Origin of the sequence: Micromonospora sp. B9E7 (genome assembly GCF_039871815.1) — a bacterium.
Taxonomy (GTDB): Bacteria; Actinomycetota; Actinomycetes; order Mycobacteriales; family Micromonosporaceae; genus Micromonospora.
Window position 1 is genome coordinate 248197 of record NZ_JBDPLX010000009.1, and the last position, 23606, is coordinate 271802.

Genomic DNA, 23606 nt, shown 5'->3' on the forward strand with positions numbered 1-23606 from the left:
ACGGCCGGCTTTGGCGCCATCAGCTACGCCTGGCCGCGCTCGCGGGCGGCACGGTGCTGGCGCGTCGCTTGCCACTCCGCGAGGGCCGGACCGACTCCGACACCTCACGCCCGGACGCCATCAGGGTCAAACCCGCCTGACGGTACGAGCAGCCCGACGTCGCTAAGCTGGCGAAGACGTGGGAGATCGTCCGGAACGAGGCGCTCCCCCGCCGGCAGTCAACCGAGCTGATCAAGGAAGTGGCGAAGTCATGGGCATGCTGACCCCACAGTGGCGAAAGTCGACCCGGTCCGGCGGCAACGGCGGCTCCTGCGTCGAGGTCGCCGACAACCTGCCGAGCGTGGTGCTGGTGCGCGACACCAAGGACCGCGACGGCGGCACCCTGCACGTCGACCCGACGGCCTGGAAGGCGTTCGTCGAGTACGCCAAGCAGCACTGAACGCGAAACTCGGAGAAGCCTGTACGCAGGGGCTTCTCCGGAGGAGCCGGGTCCGGTCGATCATGGAGTTATGGTGCCTGGTTTGGGGTTATAGGCAGGCTTTGTCACCCACCACAACTCCATGATCGACGAGGCGCCGAGCGGCACTGACCTCGCCACGCGGCGCTCGTTCCACGGGCGGCCCGCCCGGACCAGGCATGCTGGGAGCATGATCGCGCGCTTCAAGGACCTCTGTCTGGACGCCAACGACCCGCTCGCGCTCGGCGGCTTCTGGGGCCGGCTGCTCGACGGTGACGTCGCCGACGCCGGTGACGGCGACACCCGGGTGGACCCCCGCTCGGCCCGGTCCGACGCCGAGTCGATCTGGGTGAACAAGGTGCCCGAGCCTCGGGTCGGCAAGACCCGCGTACACCTGGATCTGCGGTTGACCGACGCGGACCCGGCGGCACTGCTCGCGGCCGGCGCCCGGCTGGTTCGCGAGCCGGCCGGCGAGGCGACCTGGTGGGTGTTGAGCGACCCGGAGGGCAACGAGTTCTGCGCGTTCCCGGCCCGCGAAGGCACCCGACCGGGCCCGTTCGAACTGGTCGTGGATTCGGCCGACCCGGCGGCCCAGGCGGCCTGGTGGGCCGGCGTGCTCGGCGGCACCGTGGAGCACGACTCGACCACCTCGTCGGTGGCCGGTGCGGCCGGATTCCCCTGGGACTACTGGGTGTTCGACGGGGTGCCCGAGCCCAAGACGGTCAAGAACCGCCTGCACTGGGACGTCGAGTTGGCCGACCCGGAACCGATGGCGCTGATCGCGGCGGGCGCGACCCTGCTGCGGGAGCCGCTCGACGAGGCGCACTGGTGGTGGGTGCTGGCCGACCCCGAGGGCAACGAGTTCTGTGCCTTCGCACCGCGTCCAACCGGGTGAACGACCGACTACCCAGCGCGGCCAGCGTCGACTAGCGTTTTCCTAGCGCCGCAGCCAGCGCGTTCGCCGCCGCCGTCGACACGCCTCGGCCGACCCCAGCCTGCCCGATCGGTTGGTAATCGCGGGAACGTCCCACCGCCACTCCCCCGGTTCGGCAGGATCGTCCCAACGAGGAGGTGCCGTCGTGCAGGACACCCGCGCTCTCGCCCTGACATTCGAGGTGAGCGGCCTGCCACCGGTCAAGACCGAAGCGTTGTCCATCTTCGCCGCCGGGCATCGCCAGGCGACGAGGGTCCGAACCCTGCTCCAGGCCGCTCTCACGGCGGCCCAGCGCACCGGCTGGACGCCGTTGCCCGGGCCGGTCCAGGTCGACCTGGTCCTGCGCTGCCCGCCCGGGCACCGTACGGCCGACGCCAGCACCCTGCTCGGCGGCGTCTGCGCGGTGTTGCAGGACAAGAAGCGGGTCTCGTCCATCGGCCTCAGCCACCTCGGCGTCCTGGTGGACGTCGCCCTCTACGACGACGACCGGCAGATCCGGCGACTGTCGTACCACGAGGAGCCGGCGGAGGAATTCTCATACCAGGTACGGGTCGCCGCCGTACCGAACGGGGTTTGACCGACGTCCGGGGTGGGGTACCGCGGACGCCGACGAAGGGAGCACCGATGTCGGAGCCACATGTCACGCTCGACCCACGCGGGCTCGACCCGGTGCAGCAGAAGCTGCGCGGTCCGCTGGAGGACCAGCTGACCTCGGCGCTTCAGGCCGCTACCGACCGGGTCCGTGCCGACTACGCCGGCGAGCCGGTCGAGCAGGTGTGCCAACGCTTGTTGGAGGAGACCCGCTCCGGGTTGCATCCCGACATCGCGGCCGGGTTCAACCCGGACATGGACGAGTTCTGTCGGGTGGCGGTGGCGATCGTCCGACGTGAGGTGTCCTGAGCCGGCGACAGATCGTGGTGGTCAGGGCCGGGTCCGCAACTACCCGGCCCTGACCGTGGCATCCGACTGCGGTCACTCAGCTCCGCGGTGCCCACCCTCCGGACGCCTGGCGCGTCCCGGCAAAACCCCAGAGCCGAGGGACGCCGGCCCAGGCTAGGGGGCCTCGACGGGCCGGACAAGCCGGAGCGGGCCACCACCGGCATGACTGATCCCACGCTGAAAAAGCGGCATGTCGCCGTAACGGGATCTTGATCGTCGACGCTGTTCGGGTCGCCGCGCCGGGTGGGGTCGTCAGAAGTGCCGCAGCAGGTCACGGAACGCGGCGAGCCGCAGCACCCCGCCGTCGGTCGGGTCCAGCTCGTCGTCCTCCAGCACCCAGGTGTTCGCGTTCGGGATGAACACCGCGTTCAGCCCGGCCGCCCGCGCCGGCAGGATGTCGGACTTCGGGGAGTTGCCGATCATCCACGCGCCGGCCGGCGCGAAGCCGTGCTCCCGAGTGAGCCACCGGTACGTGTCGACGTTCTTCTCGGCGACGATGTGTGCGGCCCCGAAGTGGTGCAGCAGGCCGCAGGCGTCCAGCTTGCGCTGCTGTTCCTCCTGGTCGCCCTTGGTGAGTAGCAGCAACTCGTGCCGGCCGGCCAGCTCGTCGAGCGCGTCGGCCACCCCGGGCATCAGTTCCACCTTGTGCTCGACGAGGGCGACCGCCAGCCGGTCGATCTCCTGGCGTTCGGAGTCGGTGGCCGGCCGCTCGCGCAGCCGCTCCAGGCACTCCGCCAGGCTGCGCAGGAAGACCTTGCTGCCGTACCCGTGCGCCACCGCGTTGGCCCGCTCGATGTCGTCGAGGACGGCCCGCAGCTCGGCGCGGTCCAGGGTGGGATGGTCCAGCCAGCCCAGGAAGTCGTCGATCACCCGCTCGAAGACCACGTTGTTCTCCCACAACGTGTCGTCCGCATCGAAGATCAACACCTGCGCCTGCCGCCGCGCCGCTATGCCGACCGCCATACCATCCCCTTCCCCGTACCACCGCCCGAAAGGCCGACGGACAGGATAGGCGGGAGACGAGTTTCAGATCTTCTGGATTTCCGTGAACCGCTCCGGCATGGCCGTCGTGGTCACGGCCACCGCAGCAACCGTTGCGCGATCAACGCTTCGCGCTCCTCCTGCCCCTCGGGACGGAGCCGGCCACCGCGGGTGAGCATCACCACGCCGTGCAGCAGGCTCCAACCCACCTCGGCGAGAGTGTCCGGGTCCCGGCCCTCGGCCAGCGGGGTCAGCGCCGCCCGCAGCTCCGCGAACACCGCCCGCGGCGCGGCCGGCACACCATCCACGCCGAGGGCCAGGTCGGGGGTCAGCGCGAGCATCGCGTCGTAGACCTCCGGATTCGTGTACGCGAAGTCGAGGTACGCGGACGCGACCGCCGGCCAGACCCCCTCGGGACCGCCCACGGTCTCCGCGTGCGCCTCGGCGAGATCGGCGGCCAGATCGGCGAAGGCGCACACCGCGACGGCGGCGATCAGCGCCTCCAGATCGGCGAAGTGCCGGTAGATGTCACCCATATCGATCTCGGTCCGTTCGGCGAGCCGTCGGGTGGTCACACCCGCCCAGCCCTCCGTCTCGGCCAACTCTCGCGCGACCGTGACGATGAGGTCACGCCGGTCCTGTTCAGTGGCCTTCTCGGCAGGTCCGGGCACGCCCACGAGCGTAAGGCTGAACACTGGACGTAGTCGCCGTATGACGGATTGGTGACTCTGGCTGACGCTGGCGCGTTAGGCGAGGAGATCAGCGCGACGGGAGGGCACGTGATCGCTTGGCCGCACCGGCCCGTGGCGGGCCGATGAGAGAGCAGCGCGACGTGCCGTTGTTGCGAGGCGAGGCCACTCGCCAGCGGGCAACCTTCCTGGAGCTCTTTCTCGACCTGGTGTTCGTCTTCGCCCTCACGCGCATCTCAGCTCGGCTGATCGCCGACTTCGCCGATGGCCAGCGGGGTGTGCTCGCGGGTCTCGGTCAGGCCCTGCTGCTGTTCCTGGCCCTGTGGGCGGTCTGGTCGTTGACGGTCTGGTCGACCAGTCTGCTGGACCCGGAGGCACCGATCGTCCAGACCGTCATCGTCATGACGCTGGTAGGTGCCATGACAATGGCCGTCGCGGTGCCCGACGGTTTCGGCGCGCGGGCCTCCCTCTTCGGCATCACCTATGTGACCCTCCAGATCGGCCGGTCGGTGTACTTCCACATCGCCGGCCACGGCCGGCCCGATCCGCAACAGTTCATCCGGGTCATGTTCTGGCTCGGCTTGGGCGCGCCGCTCTGGGTCGTCGGTGGGCTGGTCGATGACGGCACGGTCCGCGGATGGCTCTGGACCATCGCCGTACTGATCGACTATGTCGGACTGCTCTTCGGATGGCCCACCCCCCGGCTCGGCGCGCAACGGCTCGGTGTTCATACGATCGCGGCCGAGCACCTGGCCGAGCGCTACCAACAGTTCCTCCTCATCGCGCTCGGCGAGGCGATCTTCGTCATCGGGCTCGCGTTCAGCGGCAGCGAGTTCCACGCCGACCAGACGGCCGGCTTCGTCCTGGCCCTTGCGACCACCGTCCTGCTCTGGCGGATCTACTTCCACGTGGCGGGAGGGATGCTGGATGCGGCCATCGACCGCTCCGCCGACCCCGCCCGGCTCGCGACCGGCATGGCCTTCGCCCACATGGTCATGATCGCGGGAATCGTGCTGACCGGCGTCGGCTTCGAACTGTTCATCGTCGAGCCGTTCGAGCACCTCCCAGCGGCCTGGCTCATCGCCATCCTCGGCGGCCCGGCGCTCTTCCTCGCCGGACGATCAGCCCTCGAATACCAGGTCTACGCCAGGGTTTCCCGATCTCGGATAGCGGGCCTGTTGGCCCTGGGCCTGCTGGCGCCGGGAGCACTTCACCTCAGGCCGCTCGTCGCCGGCGGGGCCGCCGCCGTGGTGCTACTCGGCGTCGCCTGCGCGGACGCACAACGGTCCCGCAGCCACCCACCGGAAACACCCACACCCCCCGTCTAATTCACGCCCCCAGCACCAGGCTGTCGATCATGGAGTTGTGGGTTTCCTTGATCGTTGGCAGGTCAGCAGGGCGACACGCCGAGCGCTGCCCTGCTGAACTGCCAACGATCGCCGCGAGGATCTGTGAACGTCCCGGCCAGAGCCCAGGCTGGGCCCTGGCCGGGACGGGGTTGGTCAGCCGATGCGGCCGGCACTCCGCCGACGTCGGGTCAGCAGCACCAGGACGAAGCCGAGGAGAGCCAGCACCGCGCCGACGCTCAGCGGCGCGGCGATGATGTCACCGGTCACCGGCAGGGTGTGCGGTACGTAGCGGAAGGTGAGCGCGTTGGACGTTCCCCCTCCGGTGCTCACGACGACCGTGGTGTTCCCGGCCGCGCAGCGCGGCGTACGGAAGGTCAACGAACGCCCGTCCGCTGCCACGGTGACCTCGCCCGCCGGGATGGTCCGGCCGCAGATGGTGACCACGGTCCCGCCCGGAACGAACCCGGAACCTCTGACCGTCACGGTCGTGCCGCCACCGGTCGAACCCTGAGCCGGAGTCAGCGTCTCGATGACCGGTGCCGCGATGACGTACGTGAACGTTGGCGCGGCGGCCGAGCCCGCGGGGAACACCAGTCGCACGACTGCCGGTCCTGCCGCGTTCGGCGGGGTCACCACGGTGATCGTGGTGCCGGCCGGATTGACGGTGAACCCGGTGCCCGGCGCCCCGTCGAAGGTCACCCCGGTCGCCCCGGTGAAGCCGGTCCCGGTGATGGTCACCGTGGTGCCACCCGAGGTCGGCCCGGTCGTCGGGGTCAGCCCGGTCACGGCGGCGTCACCGCCGTCGGCCAGGTACGTGTAGTCCAGTGGCGCGGCCGAACCACCGCCAGTGGTCACCAGCACCACTGCCGGGCCGATCGCGCCGGGCGGGGTGACCGCCGTCAACGAGGTGCCGCCCGCGTTGACCGTGACGTCAGTGGCGGACGCCCCGTCGAAGGTGACCGTCGTGCCGTCGGGGATGAAGCCGGCGCCGGTGATCGTCACCGTCTGACCACCCGACTGCGGGCCCTCGTTCGGCGTGATCGCGCTGGCGGTCGGAGCAGCCGCCAGGTACGTGAACCCACCCGGTGCGTCCGCGTTCGCCCCCGGGAGGAGCACGGCCACGTCCACCGGGCCGACCGGTCCCGGCGGTGTGACCACGGTCAGCGAGGTACCGCTCGGGTCCACGACGACGTCGGTGCCCGGCGTGTCACCGAAGGTCACGCCGGTCGCCCCGGTGAACCCGGTACCGGTGATCGTCACCGTCGTACCACCGGTGTTCGGGCCTGAGTTCGGCACGATGGATGTGATCGTCGGCGGGATGTACGTGAACGGTGGCGCGGTCACCCTGCCCGCCGGGAAGACGAGTTCGACCAGCGCTGGCCCGGCCGGGTTCGGCGGGGTCACCACGCTGATCGTGGTGCCGGCCGGATCGACGGTGAACCCGGTGCTGGGCAGCCCGTTGAAGTCCACTGCCAGCACGCCGGTGAAGCCGGTCCCGGTGATCGTCACCGTCGTACCGCCGACGGTCGGCCCAGAAGGGGGCGCGAGGCCGGTGATCACGGCGGCGCTGCCGTCGGGCAGGTAGGTGTAGCCCAGCGGCGGTGCCGTGCCGTTCACCGTGCTGACCACGACCGACGCGGGGCCGATCGCGCCGGCCGGGGTGACCGCCGTCAACGAGGTGCCTCCGGGCGCCACCGTGACCCCGGTTGCCGGCACGCCGTCGAAGGTGACAGTGGTGCCGCCCGGAACAAAGCCGGTACCGGTGATGGTCACCGTCTGGCCGCCCGACTGCGGGCCCTCATCCGGGTTGATCGTCGCAGCGGTGGGTGCCGCGGGTGGACGCTCACAGTTGGCCTCGGCCACGATCACGGTCCCGACCGGAATGGTCGTCGGCACGCCGAGGACTGTGCCCGACAGGGTGAGGACGGCCCGCACGGTGACCGCTGTGGCACCGGTGGCGGTAGTCGTTTCGGTTCGGGTCAACGAGGCGTTCAGGCTCGCGCCCACCAGGTCCGGTACGACCACGGCGGCGCTGCCCACGACGGCGGGGGTGTTCGCCGTCAGCGCCACCGCCGAGCCGAAGAGCTCCAGACCGACGAGCGTGGTGTCGGCGTCTGTCGCGCCGACCTGCGGGCAGGTCGCGGTAGCGGTGACCTCGGTAGCGGCCAGCACGTCGACGCCGAGCACGGTCAGGTTGAGGCCGTTGACGCTGGCGGACGCCGACGACGAGGCCGCCGCCCGGGTGGCGGTGACCTCCTCGACGGTGCCGTCGGCGGTCACGCCGAGCGCCCCGGGTATCGAGATGGCCAGCAACGTCTCAGTGTCGGTGCCGCCGCCGGCCGGTGCGGTAGCCGTGCCGATCGTCGCGTCGGCGGTTATCACGGCCGTGCCGAGCACCTCCGCGGACAGGTCGACGACGACGCCCCGGGCATTCGCGTCACCCGGTGCCGCCCGAGCTGGCGTCCCCAGTCCCAGGGTGGACAGGCCGGCGACCAGCATCGCCGTGGATGCGGTCGTGATTCTTCGCAGGACAGAACTCACCGATTCCCCCGTTCCGTTCGAGTGACGGGTTCTGCTCGGCGTGTTGGCACCCGTCACCGACCGAACGAGACAGAAAGTAACAAGCAATGCCATAACCGACATTTCACCCGAAATAGGTTCGCCCGACGTTCTCCGCGTCACATCGTTTGACTTGAAGCGCTTGAAGTTGGGGACGCTTCAGTCATGGCAGCGACGACGGCAGACCGCAAGCGGACAGAGCCGCCCCTGACCATCCAGGAGATGGCCCAACGGTCGGGCTTCAGTGAGCCGACGTTGCGGTACTACGAGAAGGTCGGCCTGCTCGGCCCGGTAGCGCGCGACGACAGCAGCGGTCACCGCCGCTACCACGCCGCGCTCGCCGAACGCGTCGACGCCCTGGCCTGCCTTCGGTCGTCCGGCATGAGCGTCGCGGAGATGCGCCGCTACCTGGCGCTGCTCGACGACAGCGACCGGGCGGCGGCTGCCGAACAGCGTGACCTCTTCGCCCGGCATGCCGACCGACTGTCCGCGGAGATCGAGCGCCTACGGGTACGCCAGGCGTACATGCGCGGCAAGGCCGACATGTGGGACGCGCGGTACCGGGGCGACGCGGCCGCCGAGGAACGCGCGATCGAGCAGGTCGAACGAACACTCCAGGAATTCTGAACAGGATGGGACACACCGTGCAGAAAGACATGCAGCTTCGCAGCACCGACGATGCCCTCGTGCTGGTGACCGGCGCCACCGGACACCTCGGCGGGTACTCCGTCTCTCGGCTGCTCGACGAGGGCTACCGGGTGCGGGTCAGCGTCCGCGAGGCGGGCCAGCGCGACGAGGTGCTCGACCGGGTCCGGCAGGCCGGCACCAACCCGGACGGCCGGATCGAGTTCCGGACCGCAGCCCTGTCCGCAGACGAGGGCTGGGCCGAGGCGGTCGACGGGGCACGGTACGTGCTGCACCACGCGTCGCCGTTCCCGTTCACCCCGCCGAAGGACGATGACGAGGTGATCCGGCCGGCCCGCGACGGAGCGCTGCGCGTCCTGCGGGCCGCCCGCGAGACCGGGGTACGACGGGTGGTCCTGACCTCGTCGTACGCGGCGGTGGGTTACACCGTGAAGCCCGACGGGCGGTACAGCGAAGCGGACTGGACCAACGTGGACGACGACATCCCGGCGTACCACCGGTCGAAGACCCTCGCCGAACGCGCGGCCTGGGACCACGTCCGGGACAACGGTGGGGTCGAGCTGAGCGTCGTCAACCCGACCGGCATCTTCGGTCCGCTGCTGGGCGCGCGGGTGTCCGCGTCGACCGGACTGGTGCAGGCGTTCCTCCAGGGGACGATGCCGGTCGTACCCCGGATGTACTTCGGAGTCGTCGACGTGCGGGACGTGGTCGACCTGCACCTGCGCGCGATGCTGCACCCGGACGCCGCCGGCGAACGCTTCATCGGCGTCGGCGGCCCGTCGATCAGCTTCCTCGACATGGCGAAGATGCTGGCGCGGCACCTGCCGAGCCTGGCCGACCGGGTGCCGGCGCGGGAACTCAGCGACGAGGAGGTCCGCGAAGCCGCAAAGACCGAGCCGGCGCTGCGCGAGGCGGCCGCCCTGCGGGGTCAGATCCCGGTGATCAGCAACGACAAGGCCCGCACCATCCTCGGCTGGCGGCCCCGCCCGGTGGAGACGACCATCACCGAGACCGCAGACAGCCTCGTCAAGCTCGGCCTGATCACCGCCTGACCACCCCCCGCGCCCCGCCCCGCGCCGCATCCCGCCCCCGCCCCGCGCCGCGCCGCGCCGCGCAAGATCCGCGCACTTTCGGTGATGTTGCTGCGTCCCGGCGGCGGGAGACAGCAACATCGCCGAAGTTGCGCGGATCTTGCCCGCGGGGCGGGGCGGGGCGGGGTGCGGGAGGAGTGGCGGGGGTTCGGGCGAGGCGGGTCAGCGGCGGAGGGTGAGGATCAGGTCGGCCACCAGGGCGGTCCAGCCGGTCTGATGCCAGGCGCCCAGGCCGGCGCCGTTGTCGCCGTGGAAGTACTCCGGGAAGGCGACCAGGTCCCGCCAGTCCGGGTGGGTCTGGAAGAGCTGGCACGCCCCGTAGATCGGCCGGCGACCCCAGTCGTCCTGCGTGAACAGCGAGATCAGCCGGGCGGAGAGGTCGTCGGCGATCTCGTCCAGGGTGCGCTTCACGCCGGAGCGGGTCGGGTACTCCACCTGGAGGTCGTCGCCGAAGAACGCCGCGTAGTCGCGCAGCGCGCTGATCAGCAGGAAGTTCGTCGGCATCCAGATCGGACCGCGCCAGTTGGAATTGCCGCCGAACAGGCCGCTGGTCGATTCGGCCGGCTCGTAGCCGACGGAGAACTCCTGCCCGCCGAGGCTGACCGAGAACGGCTTGTCCAGGTGCGCGCGGGACAGCGTACGCAGACCGAAGTCGGAGAGGAACTCGTCGGGGTCGAGCATCCGGGCGAGCAGCCGGACCACCTGCTCCGGGCCGACCATGGACAGCAGCCGCTGCTGCCGGCCGTCCGGCCCCAGCCTGCGGGTGCCGATCACCTGGGCGTACTCCGGTCGGTTGGTGAGGAACCAGCGCAGCCGGGCGCCCAACTCCGGTAGGCGGTGCAGGGTCTTCGCGGTGAGCCGGGTGGTGGCGGCCAACGGCAGCAGCCCGACGACGGAGCGGACCTTCAGCGGCACCTTCGTGCCGTCGGCGAGGCGCAGCACGTCGTAGAAGAAGGCGTCCTCGTCGTCCCACAGACCCTGCTCGTACGCGGCGGCGGCGATGTAGGCGAAGTGCTCGAAGAACTTGGTTGCGGTGTCCACCCAGGTCCGGTCGTGCTCGGCGAGCACGATCGCCATGTCCAGCAGGTTGAGCGCGTACATGGCCATCCAGCCGGTGCCGTCGGACTGCTCCAGCACCCCGGCCACCGGCAGCGCCGCCGAACGGTCGAACGGCCCGACGTTGTCCAGCCCGAGGAAGCCGCCCTCGAAGACGTTGTTGCCGCCGGTGTCCTTGCGGTTGACCCACCAGGTGAAGTTGAGCAGCAGCTTGTGCATCACCCGGGCCAGGAACTCGTAGTCCCGCCCGCCGTCGATCTCGAACACCTTCAGCGCCGCCCATGCGTGCACCGGCGGGTTCACGTCACCGAACGCCCACTCGTACGCCGGGATCTGCCCGTTGGGGTGCAGGTACCACTCACGGAGCAGGAGCAGGATCTGCTCCTTGGCGAAGGTCGGGTCGACCCGGGCGATGCTCACGCAGTGGAAGGCCAGGTCCCAGGCCGCGTACCAGGGGTATTCCCAGGGGTCGGGCATGGAGATGACATCGAAGCTGGTCATGTGCCACCAGGCGCTGTTGCGCCCGTGTCGACGCCCGGCCGGCGGCGGTGTCGAGCCGGGGTCGCCTTCGAGCCAACGTTTGACGTCGAAGTGGTAGAACTGCTTGCCCCACATCAGCCCGGCGATGGCCTGCCGTGCCACCAGCGCCTCGTCGGGGGTGGCGGCCGGCGGGATCACCCCGGCGAAGAACCGGTTCGCCTCGGCCCGCCGCGCCCACACCACGGCCTCGAAGCCGGCGCTGAGGTCGGCCGGGGGCGGCGGAGCGGCGGCCGGGGGCGACGCGGTGCGGGTCAGCCGCAACCGGATCTGACGCTGCCCGCCGGCCGGTACGTCGAGCACGTAGTGCAGCGCTCCCTTGGTGCCCTCCCGGTCGGGGTTGACCGTGGCGGCGCCGTTGACGACGTGGTCGTTGATGCCGTCCTTCGGGTACGGGGAGCGGCCGGGCAGGCCCCAGAGCCGTTCGGCGTTGGTGTCGTTGTCGCAGAGCAGCGGCACCGGACCGCCGTCGCCCTCCAGCAGCAGTTGGCCGAGCACCCGGTGTTCGCCGACGAGCCGGGTGCCGTGGCCGGTCAGCCGGGGGATCCGGTCGCCGCCGGGCAGGCCCCAGGACCAGGTGTTACGGAACCACAGGGTGGGCAGGACGTGCAGGGTCGCCGCCTGGTCGCCCCGGTTGGCGACGGTCACCACCATGCAGAGGTCGGTGGGGGACGCCTTGGCGTAGTCGACGGTCACCGCCCAGTACCGGTCGTGGTCGAAGATCCCGGTGTCGACCAGCTCGTACTCGGTGTCGTCGCGGCCGCGCAACGCGTTCACCGCGACGAGTTCGTCGTACGGGAAGGCGGCCTGGGGGTAGTGGTAGCGCCAACGCATCCAGGAGTGGGTGGGCGTGGAGTCCTCGTACCACCAGTACTCCTTGACGTCCTCGCCGTGGTTGCCGCCGTCGCCGCCGAGGCCGAACATCCGCTCCTTGAGGATCGGGTCCTTGCCGTTCCAGAGCGCGAGGGCGAAGGCGAAGGTCTGTCGTTCGTCACAGACGCCGGCCATTCCGTCTTCATTCCACCGGTAGGCTCTGGACCGCGCGTGGTCATGCGGGAAGTAGTCCCAGGCCGTACCGTGCTCGCTGTAGTCCTCCCGTACCGTCCCCCACGCCCGTTCGGACAGATAGGGACCCCATGCACGCCAGTCCTGCTCCCCCGAGTCGGCCTGGGCGAGCCGGAGCCGCTCAGCGTCGGGTGGCGAGGCGTCGGAGGACGATCGGTCGGTGATCACGTGCACATCTTTGACGTCGCCGGGGTACTTGACCACAGCAGCCATTGTCGTCGTGGCGTGTTACACCCCGTCGCAGGTGGAGGAAAGTTGATCGACATGCGCTTCGGCCCCCAGGTCTGCGGCGATCTGACCAGCGCCGCGAGCCGGGAGTGGCTGGTCCCCGACGGCCTCGGCGGATACGCGATGGGCACCGTCGGCGGGCTCCGGACGCGCCGCTACCACGGCCTGCTGGTCGTTCCCGGCGAAACTCCGGCGTCCCGTCAGGTGGGACTGGTCAGCCTCGACCCGGCGGTCACCCTGCCGTCCGGGGCACGGGTGCGGCTCGGCGCGCACGAATGGTCCTCCGGTGACGTGGACCCGCGCGGCTTCGAGTTGTTGGAGCGCTTCGAGCTGGTCGACGGGCTGCCCCGGTGGCGGTGGCGGATCGGCGCGGTGGTGATCGAACGGGAGTTGGCCATGCTGCCCGGCCGCTCCTGCGTGGCGGTGGTGCACCGGCTGGTCGCCGGCGGGCCCGTCCGGCTGGAGCTGTCGGCCGCCTGCACCTGGCGTGACGCGCACGGCGAACGGCGAGCCGACGGCCCGACCCCGCAGGTCGAGGCGGTCGCCGACGGCGCGGTGGTGGAGGGCGCGTACCGGCTGTCCGGGCCGGGCTGGGCGCCCGAGGGGCAGTGGTGGCTGGGCGTACACCACCGCGAGGAGGCCAACCGGGGCCTGAACCCGGACGAGGACCTGTGGTACGCGGGGCGGTTCGTCGGCGAACTGGAACGCCCCGGCGACACGGTGTCGGTGCGGGCCTGGGCCGCGCCGCTCGACCTGGAGCCGATGCCGGCGGAGGAGATCGTGGCGACGGCGCGACGGCGCAACCGGCAGGTGGTGGCGACGGCGAAGCCAGCCGACGACGTGGAGGCCACCCTGGCGCTGGCCGCCGACGCGTTCGTGGTGCGCACCAACGACGCGGCGGTGGACGTGGTGGCCGGGTACCCGTGGTTCGGGGCCTGGTCACGGGACACGATGATCTCGTACGAGGGGTTGTTCCTCTGCACCAATCGGGCCGACCTGGGAAGGGCGCTACTGCGGTCGTACGCGGCGACGTTGTCCGAGGGGATGCTCGCCAACACCGCCGACACCGGTCGGGTGGAGTACAACACCGTCGACGGCACGCTGTGGTTCCTGCACGCGGTGAGCCGGCACGTCACCGTCACCGGTGACACCGACCTGGGTGACGAGTTGCTGCCCGCCTTGAGTGCGGTGATCGACGCCCACGTGACCGGCACCCGGTACGGGATCCGCGTCGACCCGGCCGACGGCCTGCTCACCCAGGGCGCCGCCGGCACCGCGCTGACCTGGATGGACGCCCGCGTGTACGGGGTGCCGGTGACCCCGCGTACCGGCAAGCCGGTCGAGGTCAACGCGTTGTGGATCAACGGGTTGGCCGGGCTCGCGGAGCTGACCGAGCTGGCTGGGCGGGACGCGGACGAGCTGTGGCGACGGCACGGGCAGGCCACCGCCTCGTTCCGGGAGCGCTTTCCGTCGCCGACCGGCTGGCTGCACGACGTGCTGGACGCGCCCGCGCCGGCGTACCCGCTGGGCGGGGCCGCCCTGCACGACGACGACGCGCTGCGTCCCAACCAGTTGCTGGCCTGGTCGCTGCCGTACGCGCCGATGGACCCGGACGAAACCACGCTGCGGCGCATCGGCGACGGGTTGTTCACCCCGCTCGGGCCACGCAGCCTCGCCCCGGATTCGGCGGAGTTCGTGGGCCGCCACCGGGGTGGCCCCGCCGAGCGCGACGGCGGCTACCACCAGGGCACGGTCTGGCCGTGGCTGCTCGGGCCGTACGTGGACGCCTGCCGCCGGGGCAAGATGTCGGTCGATGACGTGTTCGTTGGTATCGAGGCCCATCTGACCGAATATGGGCTAGGCTCGGTGAGCGAGACGGCCGACGGCCTCGCGCCGCACGCCGCGACCGGCTGCCCGTTCCAGGCGTGGTCGGTGGCCGAGCTGCTGCGGGTGCGCCGAAAGAGCCAGTAGCGCTTTACACGACCGCAACGGTGGTGTCTCCGCTGGTTATCTCGATCCCGGCAGGATTGGCCCCGATCCAGACGCGACGGCGACACCGGTTTCGGTGTCGGTCGGCGCGCGCCCGGGGACAATTCAAAGGGGGCCGCATGTCACCCGACGCCCACGTGATCGACATCCACCCCGCCCGGCAACTGCGGGTGCTGATGCTCTCCTGGGAGTACCCGCCGGTGCTCGTCGGCGGCCTCGGCCGACACGTGCACGCCCTGTCGGTGGCCCTCGCCGCCGCCGGCCACGAGGTCACCGTCGTCACCCGCCACAGCGACGGCGCACCCCTCGAGGAGTACGCCGACGGCGTCCGCATCCTGCGCGCCCCCGAAGACCCCGTCACCTTCCCCCTCGCCACCAGCAGCCTGCTGGCCTGGACCATGGCCTTCAACCACACCCTCACCCGCACCGCCCTGCGCGCCACCGAAGCCGGTTCGTACGACGTCATCCACGCCCACGACTGGCTCGTCGCCCACACCGCCGTCACCCTGGCCGAGCACCTCGGCCTGCCCCTGGTCACCACCATCCACGCCACCGAGGCCGGCCGGCACCAGGGTTGGCTGCCGGAGGAGATGAACCGCACCATCCACGGCGTCGAACACTGGCTCAGCGGCTCCTCCATCCGGGTCATCACCTGCTCGGGATACATGCGGGACCAGGTGACCGCGCTCTTCGACGTACCGGCGACGCAGGTCGACGTGGTGCCCAACGGGGTCGACGACCGGGCCTGGCGGGCCCGGCCCCGGGCCGTCGCGTCGGCTCGCGCACGGTTCGCCGGAGACGGCCCCCTGGTCGGGTACGCCGGGCGACTGGTCTACGAGAAGGGCGTCCAGCACCTGGTGCACGCGGTGCCCCGGCTCCGCGAGCGACACCCCGGGCTGCGTGTGGTGATCGCCGGGGACGGCCCGTACCGCGCCGAGTTGGAGGCCCAGGCGCGGCGACTGGCCCTCAACTCGACGGTACGGTTCACCGGCTTCCTCGACTCCACCCAACTGCCGGCGATGCTCGGGGCCACCGACGCGACAGTGGTGCCCAGCCTCTACGAGCCGTTCGGCATGGTGGCGCTGGAGGCGGCGGCCGCCGGGGCGCCGCTCGCGGTGGCCCGCACCGGCGGGCTCGCCGAGATCGTCGAGTCCGGCGTCACCGGGGTGACGTTCCCGCACAGCGACCCGGACGCGCTCGCCGGCGCGGTCGGTCAACTGCTCGGTGACGAGATCTTCGCCCGACGCGTGGCCCGCAGGGCCCGCACCATGGTCGGCCAGCGGTACGGCTGGGCGAGCATAGCCGCCCGTACGGCCGCGAGCTACAGCGCCGCCCGACGCGAACACGGCCCGCTACAGGCCCGCCGGGCCGCCGCCCGACTGGCGGGCGGGAAGCCCCGGATCGCCATCCCGGAGGGCAATCTGCTCGCCCGCGTCGACCCCGCCGCGTGCTGAGATACGTCGAATGAGCTATAGGTAGCTTCCGATCCGCTGGTTAGGGTGTAGCCCCGGACAGCGGCTGAGGAGGAGCGTGCGCAGGTGCTGATCGCTGGTCGGTACCGGCTGCTCGACCTGGTCGGTCGCGGGGGCATGGGTCGGGTGTGGCGCGCCCACGACGAGATGCTGCACCGTGAGGTCGCGGTCAAGGAGATCGTCCCCCCGAGTTGGCTGGCCGACCACGAACGGGCCGAACTGAGCTCGCGCACCCTGCGGGAGGCACGGGCCGCCGCCCGGCTCAACCACCCCGCCGTGGTCCGGCTCTACGACGTCATCCCGGTCGAGGGCAGCCCGTGGATCGTGATGGAGTACGTCCCTTCCCGCACGTTGCAGGACGTGCTGGACGCCGAGGGGCCGTTGGAGCCGGCCCGGGCGGCACGGATCGGCCTGGCGGTGCTCGACGCGCTGCACGCCGCGCACACCGCCGGGGTGCTGCACCGCGACATCAAGCCGCAGAACGTGCTCGTGGCGCACGACGGGCGGGTGATGCTCACCGACTTCGGGCTGGCCACCTTCGACGGCGGCGAAGGTGTGCTGACCCGCCCCGGCATGGTCTTCGGGTCCCCGCAGTACGTCGCCCCCGAGCGAGCCGCCGAGGGGGTGTCCACGGTCGCCGCCGACCTGTGGTCGCTCGGCGCGACCCTGCACGCCGCGGTGGAGGGCCGTTCCCCGTACGCCCGCAGCACGGCGATGGCGACCCTGAGCGCACTGGCCGCCGGGCCACCCGACCCGGCTCCGCATGCCGGGCAGCTCGCGCCGGTGCTCGACGGGTTGCTGCGCCGTGACCCGCGCGGCCGCCTCGACCACGACGCGGCCCGCCGGCTGCTCACCGCCGCGGCGACCGGCCGCCCCGAACCGCCGCCGGTGTCCGACCCACCATCCGCGCCGGACCGGCCGGCCTCCACACCGGGCCTGGTGGGGCTGCCCACCGTCGCTCAGGGCGGCGACCAGGACCCCACCATTCCGCTGCCCGACCCGTCCGCCGATCCGAGCCGCCGCTCCGGTGACCTGGCAGCGGCCGGCCCGACCACCACTGCGCCCACGCCGGAGCGGGCGGGTGGAGGGCGTACCACCCGTCGGCTGGCGTTGGTCGCCGTTGCGCTGCTGGTGGCCGCCGCGGCCGGCGTCGGCACCGCGCTGGCCCTGACCGACGACAAGCCCGGCGACACCGGCGGCTGGTCCTCCCAGCCGCCGCAGAACGCTCCTCCCGACGGTGGCGGCCTCGGCGGCCCCGGCCCCGATCGGCCCGGTCCACCGCCCGGTGGCCGCAACGTCCCCCCGCCCCCGTTCGCGTGTGTCCGTCCGCATGTCGTCGGTGCGCCGGTGCAGGACGGCACGCCGACCTCGGGCGAACGGTTCCGGCCGCCGCCCGGCTGGGTCTGGCACGCCGACACCAGCGGCTTCCGAGTCTCCGTGCCGGCCACCTGGTACTACTCCCGCGACGGCGGGGCGACCTGCTTTCAGGACCCGGCGACCGGTCGGGCCTTCAGCGTCGCCGGGGCCGACAGCGCCGACCCGCTGGTCCGGCTCCGCGCTGCCCGCGACGCGGCGGCCTCGGCCGGGGCACTGCCGCAGTACGACGAGATCCGGCTCGTCGCGAAGGACGACGGGGCGGAGTGGGAGTGCCGCTGGAAGGCCCCCTACGGCAGTCTGTGGCTGCACGCTCGGCAACAGGTCGTCGGGGGTAGCCGCTGGACCCTCGGCTGGATCACCCACGACGAGGACTGGGCCGGGGCCGCAGCCGACTGGGAACAGGTCCGAAATAGTTTCCGACCACCCTCCTGACCTGCACCGTATGGTCATGATCCGGACTACCGTCCGGCGTGGATCGAGGCCGCTCAGCGGATGAGAAATACCGCCACGGTGGCTATCGTGTAACTCGGGGTGACCGAGGGGGAGCGACCGTGCAGCAGTTGCTGATCGCGGGTCGGTACCGGCTGCTCGACCTGGTCGGCGCCGGCGGAATGGGCCGGGTGTGGCTTGCTCGCGACGAGATGCTGCATCGCGACGTGGCGGTGAAGGAGGTCGTGCCACCGTCCTGGCTGGCCGAGTCCGAACGCGAGGAGCTACGGCTACGGACCCTGCGCGAGGCCCGTACCGCCGCTCGGCTCAACCACCCCAACGTGGTCCGCATCTACGACGTCGTGCACGACCGGGAGAGCCCCTGGATCGTGATGGAGTACGTGTCCTCCCGGTCGGTGCAGCAGATCATCAGCGCCGAGGGCCCACTGAGCCCGCAGCGCACCGCCCGGATCGGGCTGGCGGTGCTCGCCGCGTTGCGGGCCGCACACACCGCCGGGGTCCTGCACCGCGACGTGAAACCACACAACGTGCTCGTGGCCGACGACGGTCGCGTGGTGCTCACCGACTTCGGGCTGGCCACCTTCGACGGCGGCGAGGGGGCGATGACCGGGCCGGGCACGGTGCTCGGCTCACCGCAGTTCGTCGCCCCCGAGCGGGCCCGCGAAGGGGTGTCAGACCAACGCACCGACCTGTGGTCGCTGGGCGCGACGCTCTACGCGACGGTCGAGGGGCAGTCACCGTACGCCCGGTCGAGCGCGATGGCCACGCTCAGCGCGCTGGCCACCGAGCCGCCGGACCCGATGCGGCGGGCCGGGCCGCTGCGTCCCGTCCTCATCGGCCTGTTGCAGCGCGACCCGTGGCGGCGACCGACCGCCGCGGAAGCGGAATCCCTGCTGCGGCACGCGGCGGCGCAGCCCGACGAGCCGTCGGGGCCGCCGAGTTCATCGGCGGTGGCGGCGGTACGCAGCGCGGGTCGTGCCGGGGCACCCGCCCCGGTGGACGTGGCCGGCTACCTCGACCCTCCGATGACGTCGACGACCCGGCCGACGAGCCGCCCCCGCCGATCGCGGCGGCGCCTGCTCGCCCTGGGCGGCGCGGCCACCGCGCTACTCGTCGCCGGAGGTGTCGCGGTGGCCCTGGTCAACCGCCACGACGAACGGACGCCACCGTCTGGCTCCGGTGGAGGCGTGTCGACCCCTCGACCCGCCGCCTTCGCCTGCGCCACCCCACCGCCACCACCGCCCACCTCGACTCCGGTGGCGTCGGTCGCGCCACCCGCCTCGGCCCGGTACCGGCTGCGCGAAGGCTGGACCTGGCACGACGACCCGACCGGGTTCCGGATTGCCGCGCCGGTCGGCTGGGCGCGCTGGACCGAGGGGTCGGTGACCTGCTTCCGGGAACCCGGCGGGGCTCGGGTGCTCAGTGTCGAGTCCGGGCCGGCGCGGGCCGACCCGGTGGCGCACTGGAAGGCCGAGGAGGCGCGACTCACCACCGGCGACGGGCTGCTGCCGGCCTACCGCAAGGTGGACATCTCCGCGATGGACATCTTCGAGGGCGGCGCCGTGTGGGAATGCGGCTGGGAGAACGCCGCCGGCGAGCAGGTGCACAGCTTCCGGTTGCTGGCCAACACCTCGGCCGAACGTTCCTACACCGTCTCGTGGTTGACAAAAGAGTTCGACTGGCAGGTCAACGCGGCATACTTGCCGATGATCCGGCAGAGCTTCACCCCCGCCCTCTGACAACGTCCAATGTGGACCTGTCGGATGATGCCCCTGCGACGCCGACGCTGACTACAGTGGCGTAGTTTGGGCGCTCAAGATCCCTGGGGAGGGTGAGCCGAGATGATGGGTCCGCAGCACGCGCTGTCCGGCGCGGCGGTGTGGTTGGCCGGGTCCTGGGCACTGGAGCAGTTCGCCGACTACCACCAGTCGCCGCTCGCGTTGGCGGTGGGCACCGCAGTGTGCGCCGGTGGTGCGCTCTTTCCCGACCTCGACATGTCGGGCAAGGTGACCAAGAACCAGGGTGGGGCCACCGTGGCCCGCACGTTCGGTGTCTTCTCGCTCTTCGCCGCCGAGGTGATGGAGAAGATCTCGCTCGGGGTCTACTACGCCACGAAGCTCAGCAAGGATCCACGCCGCAACAACGGGCACCGGACGCTTACCCACACGCTGCCGTTCACCGTGCTGGTCGGCTGGGGCACCACCGCGCTCTGCGCCGCGTACGGCAAGTGGGCGGTCATCACCATCCTGTTCTTCATGTTCGGCCTGGCGCTGCGCGGGCTGTTCGACGATTGGGCGGAGCGCGCCGGCTGGGTCATCATCACCCTCGCCTCGGCCGGGGCGGCCTGGTTCACCTTCGCCAACCTTCCGGGCGGTCGCGGTTATCCGCTGATCGGCACCGCCCTGGGGGTGGGCTGCTTCGTGCACATCCTCGGCGACATGATCACCCGAGCCGGCGTGCCGATCCTCTGGCCGATCCCGATCAAGCGACGTATGTGGATGATGATCGGTCTGCCGAACAAGATCGCCCTGCGCGTCGGCAGCAAGGCCGAGGTGGTCGGGATGCGCATCGCCCTGACCGTCGTCTCGGTGCTCGCGACCCTCGGCCTGATCGCGCCCTCGGTGCTGCGCCGGTTCGACATCGAGATCTGACCGCGCCAGAGCGCTACAGACCGCTCCAGGTCCCGAAACACGGGCCCCGATCCGGCGCTGGAGCTGCCGCACCGGGTCCTCGACCTCACTGGCCCCCGCCGGAGGTCAAGATCGTGCTCGATCCATGATGTAGTGGCCTCCCCGAGGACCCGAGGCGACTACATCCAGGATCGAGCACGATCTTGGATGTGCAGTCCGGCGGGGTGAGTGCGGAATGCACGAAATGCGCGAAATGCCCCCTTCGAGGAGCGCAGAGCACGCGGCGAGATGCGTACAGCAGCGACGACTGCCTGCGCGCGGCCTGCTGGGACAACCCCGCCACCCTCTTCAACCCACCCCAACCCGCGCCCCGCGACCAGCGCTAGGCGAGCAAGATCCGCGCAACTTCCCGGATGTTGCTGCCCCTGGCGGGCGGGAGGCAGCAACATCCCCGATGTTGCGCGGATCACGGCCAGGGGGGCCCGCGCAGAGCGCGGGGCGGGGCCCGCGCACCTCGTTGAATTCTTTTCGACATCGGCTATTGACGTCTCCGTAACAGGTGGCCTAGCGTCTGTCGAACCGCTTAGTCGAAACGCTTCGACGCGACTGCGGGAGCGATCCCATGCCTGGTCAAAGGAGGTGCGCGGGTGGCCACCATGCACGACGTCGCCCGCCTCGCGCAGGTCTCGGTCAGCACCGTCTCGTACGTGCTCACCGGCACCCGGCCGATCTCGCAGGCCACCCGCAACAAGGTGCTCGCCGCGATGGCCGAGCTCGACTACCAGCCCAACGCGATGGCGCGCGGCCTGGCCAGCCGGCGCAGCCGCATCCTGGGCCTGCTGATGCCGATGGACGAGCGCGGGCTCGGCGCCACCGAGACCGCGTTCGTCACCGGTGCCGCCGCCGCGGCCAGCTCTGCCGGCTACCACCTGGTGCTCTCGCCGGTCGGCGGCGGCGACCTCGACGACCTGCGGCGGCTGGCCAGTCAGCGGATGCTCGACGGCGTCGTGCTGATGGAGGTCCAGCTGGCCGACGAGCGGGTCACCGTGCTCCAGGAGACCGGTGTGCCGCTGGTGTTGATCGGCCGCACCGCTGACACCAGCACCCTCTCCTACGTCGACATCGACTTCGACCAGACCGTGCGGCAGGCAGTCGCACACCTGGTCGGCCTGGGGCACCGGCGGATCGTCTACGTCAACCACTCGGCTGCCACGCTGGCCAGTGGTTACGGGCCGGCACTGCGTACCCGGGATGCCTTTGTCGCGGCGATGACCGCGCACGGCCTGGACCCGGTGATGATCGCGGCCGAGGACAGCGCGGCGGGCGGGCGGGCCGCCCTGGCCGACGCCCTCGCGCAGGCACCGGAACTGACCGCCGTGCTCGCCATGAACGAGACCGCGATCTTCGGCATCCTCGGTGAGCTGACCAACCGTGGGTTGTCGGTGCCCGGCGACGTCTCGGTCGTCTCGATGGTCACCTCGCCGCAGGTCGCCGAACTGGCCACCCCGGCGCTGACCGCGATGACGTCACCGGGGTCGACGCTCGGTCGGATCGCGATCGAGGCGCTGGTGCGCCACCTCGACGGGGCCGCCGGCGAACGCCATCCGGACGGCTCCGCCGCCGAGCGCCACCAGCAACTACTGCCGTGCGCGTTGGAGGTCCGGGGGTCGACCGCCGTGCCACGAAGCCGCCGACCAGTGGGGGCTGACCAGTAAATGGCCCGTCGCCGCGCTGCAACGCGACGACGGGCCCCGTGAAGTACCGGCTAGATACTCAACGAGGAGGATGGTAATGCAGCGATTCCATCGGCTCGTCGCCGCGATCGCCCTGGCGGCGACCGCGACGACCACCATCGCCGCCTGTGGTGGTGGTGACAACGCGGACGACAGTGACGCCAAGGTCCTCAAGCTCTGGCACTACGAGAGCGAGAACAGCGCGATGGGGATCGGCTGGAACCGGGCCATCGAGCTTTTCAAGTCCGAGCACCCGGGCGTCGAGGTGCGCTTCGAGCGCAAGGCGTTCGAGCAGATCCAGCAGAACGCGGGCATGATCATCAACTCGTCCGAGGGCCCGGACATCATGGAGTACAACAAGGGCAACGCGACGGCTGGTCTGCTCTCCTCCCAGGGTCTGCTCAGCGACCTGAGCGCCGAGGCCGACAAGCGTGGCTGGGCCGGCAAGCTCAGCCCCAGCCTGCAGACCACCGCCCGCTACAGCGACAAGGGCGTGATGGGCTCGGGCAAGTGGTTCGGCGTTCCGAACTACGGCGAGTACGTCACGGTCTACTACAACAAGGACCTGTTCCAGAGCAACGGCGTCGCGGTGCCGACCACCATGGCCGAGATGACCGCCGCGATGGACACGTTCGTCGGCAAGGGCGTCACCCCGCTGGGCATGGCCGGTGCCGAGTACCCGGCCGGGCAGCTCTTCTACCAGCTCGCCCTCGCCAAGGGTGACCGGCAGTTCGTCGACAACTACCAGCTCTACAAGAACCCGGTCGACTTCAAGGCCGACCCGCTCAAGTACGGCGCGGACACCTTCGCCGAGTGGGTGAAGAAGGGTTACGTCGCCAAGGACTCGGCCAGCCTCAAGGCCGAGGACATGGGCACCGCCTTCATCGGCGGCAAGGTTCCGATGATCGTCTCGGGCAGCTGGTGGTACGGCCGGTTCAAGACCGAGATGAAGGCCAACTGGGACACCTTCCTCTTCCCCGGCAACACCCTGCAGGCCGGCTCCTCCGGCAACCTCTGGGTCGTCCCGGAGAACAGCAAGGCCAAGAGCCTGGCGTACGACTTCATCGACATCACCCTGCGTCCGGAGATCCAGGACCTGATCGGCAACAACGGGGGTGTCCCGGTCGCCGCCGACGCGTCGAAGATCACCGACCCGAAGGACCGCAAGCTGATCGAGGACTTCAACACGGTCAGCAAGTCCGACGGGCTCGCCTTCTACCCGGACTGGCCGGTCCCCGGCTACTACGACGTGCTGGTCTCCGGCTTCCAGGGCCTGATCAATGGCTCGAAGTCACCTGACCAGGTTCTCGACACGATCGCCAAGCCGTACGCCGATGGCGTCAAGGAGATCACCGGCAAGTGACACGGCGGGCGGCGGGCGTGCCGGCACGACCGGTGCGTCCGCCCGCCCCGCCGGGAAGGATC

18 protein-coding genes and 1 pseudogene are annotated in these 23606 nt (G+C 70.9%); 15 read left to right on the forward strand and 4 right to left on the reverse strand.

Going from position 1 to position 23606, the window contains the following annotated elements; genetic code table 11:
- Nucleotides 1-155: 155 nt before the first annotated feature.
- From ABGB10_RS17645 to ABGB10_RS17665, 5 genes and pseudogenes are all read left to right on the forward strand, one after another.
- Nucleotides 156-263, forward strand: a pseudogene (locus ABGB10_RS17645) (DNA-binding protein); the annotation flags it as partial.
- Nucleotides 257-439 (forward strand): DUF397 domain-containing protein, encoded by a 183-nt coding sequence (locus tag ABGB10_RS17650; protein ID WP_203121782.1) that lies wholly within the window; start codon nt 257-259, stop codon nt 437-439. The pseudogene ABGB10_RS17645 and the gene ABGB10_RS17650, both read left to right, overlap by 7 nt.
- A gap of 208 nt (nt 440-647) precedes the next feature.
- A complete protein-coding gene (locus ABGB10_RS17655) occupies nt 648-1352 on the forward strand; it encodes a VOC family protein (RefSeq protein ID WP_347661923.1) in 705 nt (234 codons plus the stop codon).
- 184 nt (nt 1353-1536) lie between these two features.
- Nucleotides 1537-1968: a hypothetical protein gene (locus tag ABGB10_RS17660; RefSeq protein ID WP_347661924.1), complete on the forward strand. Its 432-nt coding sequence runs from the start codon at nt 1537-1539 to the stop codon at nt 1966-1968.
- 47 nt (nt 1969-2015) lie between these two features.
- On the forward strand, nt 2016-2291 hold the full coding sequence (locus tag ABGB10_RS17665) for a hypothetical protein (protein WP_347661925.1): 276 nt from the start codon (nt 2016-2018) through the stop codon (nt 2289-2291).
- A 291-nt stretch (nt 2292-2582) separates the two neighbouring features.
- Here ABGB10_RS17665 and ABGB10_RS17670 read toward each other — a convergent pair whose 3' ends face one another.
- Both ABGB10_RS17670 and ABGB10_RS17675 read right to left on the reverse strand, forming a co-directional pair.
- Nucleotides 2583-3293, reverse strand: a complete 711-nt coding sequence (locus tag ABGB10_RS17670) for an HAD family hydrolase (RefSeq protein WP_347661926.1) — start codon at nt 3291-3293, stop codon at nt 2583-2585.
- 110 nt (nt 3294-3403) lie between these two features.
- The gene (locus ABGB10_RS17675; RefSeq protein ID WP_347661927.1) at nt 3404-3982 is read right to left on the reverse strand and encodes a TetR/AcrR family transcriptional regulator; all 579 of its coding nucleotides are present in this window, start codon (nt 3980-3982) and stop codon (nt 3404-3406) included.
- Nucleotides 3983-4125: 143 nt separating this feature from the next.
- Between ABGB10_RS17675 and ABGB10_RS17680 the strand changes: the two genes are divergently transcribed.
- Nucleotides 4126-5328: a low temperature requirement protein A gene (locus ABGB10_RS17680; protein ID WP_347661928.1), complete on the forward strand. Its 1203-nt coding sequence runs from the start codon at nt 4126-4128 to the stop codon at nt 5326-5328.
- A 174-nt stretch (nt 5329-5502) separates the two neighbouring features.
- On the opposite strand, the gene ABGB10_RS17685 is transcribed toward ABGB10_RS17680, so the two are convergent.
- Nucleotides 5503-7890, reverse strand: coding sequence for an IPT/TIG domain-containing protein (locus tag ABGB10_RS17685; protein ID WP_347661929.1), 2388 nt, complete (start codon nt 7888-7890; stop codon nt 5503-5505).
- Nucleotides 7891-8073: 183 nt separating this feature from the next.
- On the opposite strand from ABGB10_RS17685, the gene ABGB10_RS17690 reads away from it, so the two are divergent.
- Together ABGB10_RS17690 and ABGB10_RS17695 are read left to right on the forward strand one after the other, a co-directional pair.
- The gene (locus ABGB10_RS17690) at nt 8074-8535 is read left to right on the forward strand and encodes a MerR family transcriptional regulator (RefSeq protein WP_347661930.1); all 462 of its coding nucleotides are present in this window, start codon (nt 8074-8076) and stop codon (nt 8533-8535) included.
- A 5-nt stretch (nt 8536-8540) separates the two neighbouring features.
- Nucleotides 8541-9605: an NAD-dependent epimerase/dehydratase family protein gene (locus ABGB10_RS17695; RefSeq protein WP_347661931.1), complete on the forward strand. Its 1065-nt coding sequence runs from the start codon at nt 8541-8543 to the stop codon at nt 9603-9605.
- A gap of 201 nt (nt 9606-9806) precedes the next feature.
- Here ABGB10_RS17695 and ABGB10_RS17700 read toward each other — a convergent pair whose 3' ends face one another.
- Nucleotides 9807-12515, reverse strand: a complete 2709-nt coding sequence (locus ABGB10_RS17700) for a glucosidase (RefSeq protein ID WP_347661932.1) — start codon at nt 12513-12515, stop codon at nt 9807-9809.
- 42 nt (nt 12516-12557) lie between these two features.
- Between ABGB10_RS17700 and ABGB10_RS17705 the strand changes: the two genes are divergently transcribed.
- From ABGB10_RS17705 to ABGB10_RS17735, 7 genes are all read left to right on the forward strand, one after another.
- Nucleotides 12558-14501: an amylo-alpha-1,6-glucosidase gene (locus ABGB10_RS17705; protein WP_347661933.1), complete on the forward strand. Its 1944-nt coding sequence runs from the start codon at nt 12558-12560 to the stop codon at nt 14499-14501.
- Nucleotides 14502-14638: 137 nt separating this feature from the next.
- Nucleotides 14639-15973 carry a glycosyltransferase family 4 protein gene (locus ABGB10_RS17710; protein ID WP_347661934.1) on the forward strand — a complete coding sequence of 445 codons (1335 nt, stop codon included), beginning with the start codon at nt 14639-14641 and terminating at the stop codon, nt 15971-15973.
- A gap of 84 nt (nt 15974-16057) precedes the next feature.
- A complete protein-coding gene (locus tag ABGB10_RS17715; RefSeq protein ID WP_347661935.1) occupies nt 16058-17800 on the forward strand; it encodes a serine/threonine-protein kinase in 1743 nt (580 codons plus the stop codon).
- 119 nt (nt 17801-17919) lie between these two features.
- Nucleotides 17920-19557, forward strand: coding sequence for a serine/threonine-protein kinase (locus tag ABGB10_RS17720; protein ID WP_347661936.1), 1638 nt, complete (start codon nt 17920-17922; stop codon nt 19555-19557).
- A 102-nt stretch (nt 19558-19659) separates the two neighbouring features.
- Complete coding sequence (locus tag ABGB10_RS17725) at nt 19660-20469, forward strand: metal-dependent hydrolase (protein ID WP_347661937.1); 810 nt, start codon at nt 19660-19662, stop codon at nt 20467-20469.
- Nucleotides 20470-21104: 635 nt separating this feature from the next.
- Nucleotides 21105-22163, forward strand: coding sequence for a LacI family DNA-binding transcriptional regulator (locus tag ABGB10_RS17730; RefSeq protein ID WP_347661956.1), 1059 nt, complete (start codon nt 21105-21107; stop codon nt 22161-22163).
- A gap of 76 nt (nt 22164-22239) precedes the next feature.
- Nucleotides 22240-23544, forward strand: a complete 1305-nt coding sequence (locus ABGB10_RS17735) for an extracellular solute-binding protein (protein WP_347661938.1) — start codon at nt 22240-22242, stop codon at nt 23542-23544.
- Nucleotides 23545-23606: the final 62 nt, after the last annotated feature.

Bases quoted from the DNA above. Each gene is read 5' to 3' on its own strand.
- ABGB10_RS17650 (WP_203121782.1), top strand. From the start codon at position 257: ATGCTGACCCCACAGTGGCGAAAGTCGACCCGGTCCGGCGGCAACGGC.
- ABGB10_RS17655 (WP_347661923.1), top strand. From the start codon at position 648: ATGATCGCGCGCTTCAAGGACCTCTGTCTGGACGCCAACGACCCGCTC.
- ABGB10_RS17665 (WP_347661925.1), top strand. From the start codon at position 2,016: ATGTCGGAGCCACATGTCACGCTCGACCCACGCGGGCTCGACCCGGTG.
- ABGB10_RS17670 (WP_347661926.1), bottom strand. From the start codon at position 3,293: ATGGCGGTCGGCATAGCGGCGCGGCGGCAGGCGCAGGTGTTGATCTTC.
- ABGB10_RS17680 (WP_347661928.1), top strand. From the start codon at position 4,126: ATGAGAGAGCAGCGCGACGTGCCGTTGTTGCGAGGCGAGGCCACTCGC.
- ABGB10_RS17690 (WP_347661930.1), top strand. From the start codon at position 8,074: ATGGCAGCGACGACGGCAGACCGCAAGCGGACAGAGCCGCCCCTGACC.
- ABGB10_RS17695 (WP_347661931.1), top strand. From the start codon at position 8,541: ATGGGACACACCGTGCAGAAAGACATGCAGCTTCGCAGCACCGACGAT.
- ABGB10_RS17700 (WP_347661932.1), bottom strand. From the start codon at position 12,515: ATGGCTGCTGTGGTCAAGTACCCCGGCGACGTCAAAGATGTGCACGTG.
- ABGB10_RS17710 (WP_347661934.1), top strand. From the start codon at position 14,639: ATGTCACCCGACGCCCACGTGATCGACATCCACCCCGCCCGGCAACTG.
- ABGB10_RS17725 (WP_347661937.1), top strand. From the start codon at position 19,660: ATGATGGGTCCGCAGCACGCGCTGTCCGGCGCGGCGGTGTGGTTGGCC.
- ABGB10_RS17730 (WP_347661956.1), top strand. From the start codon at position 21,105: ATGCACGACGTCGCCCGCCTCGCGCAGGTCTCGGTCAGCACCGTCTCG.
- ABGB10_RS17735 (WP_347661938.1), top strand. From the start codon at position 22,240: ATGCAGCGATTCCATCGGCTCGTCGCCGCGATCGCCCTGGCGGCGACC.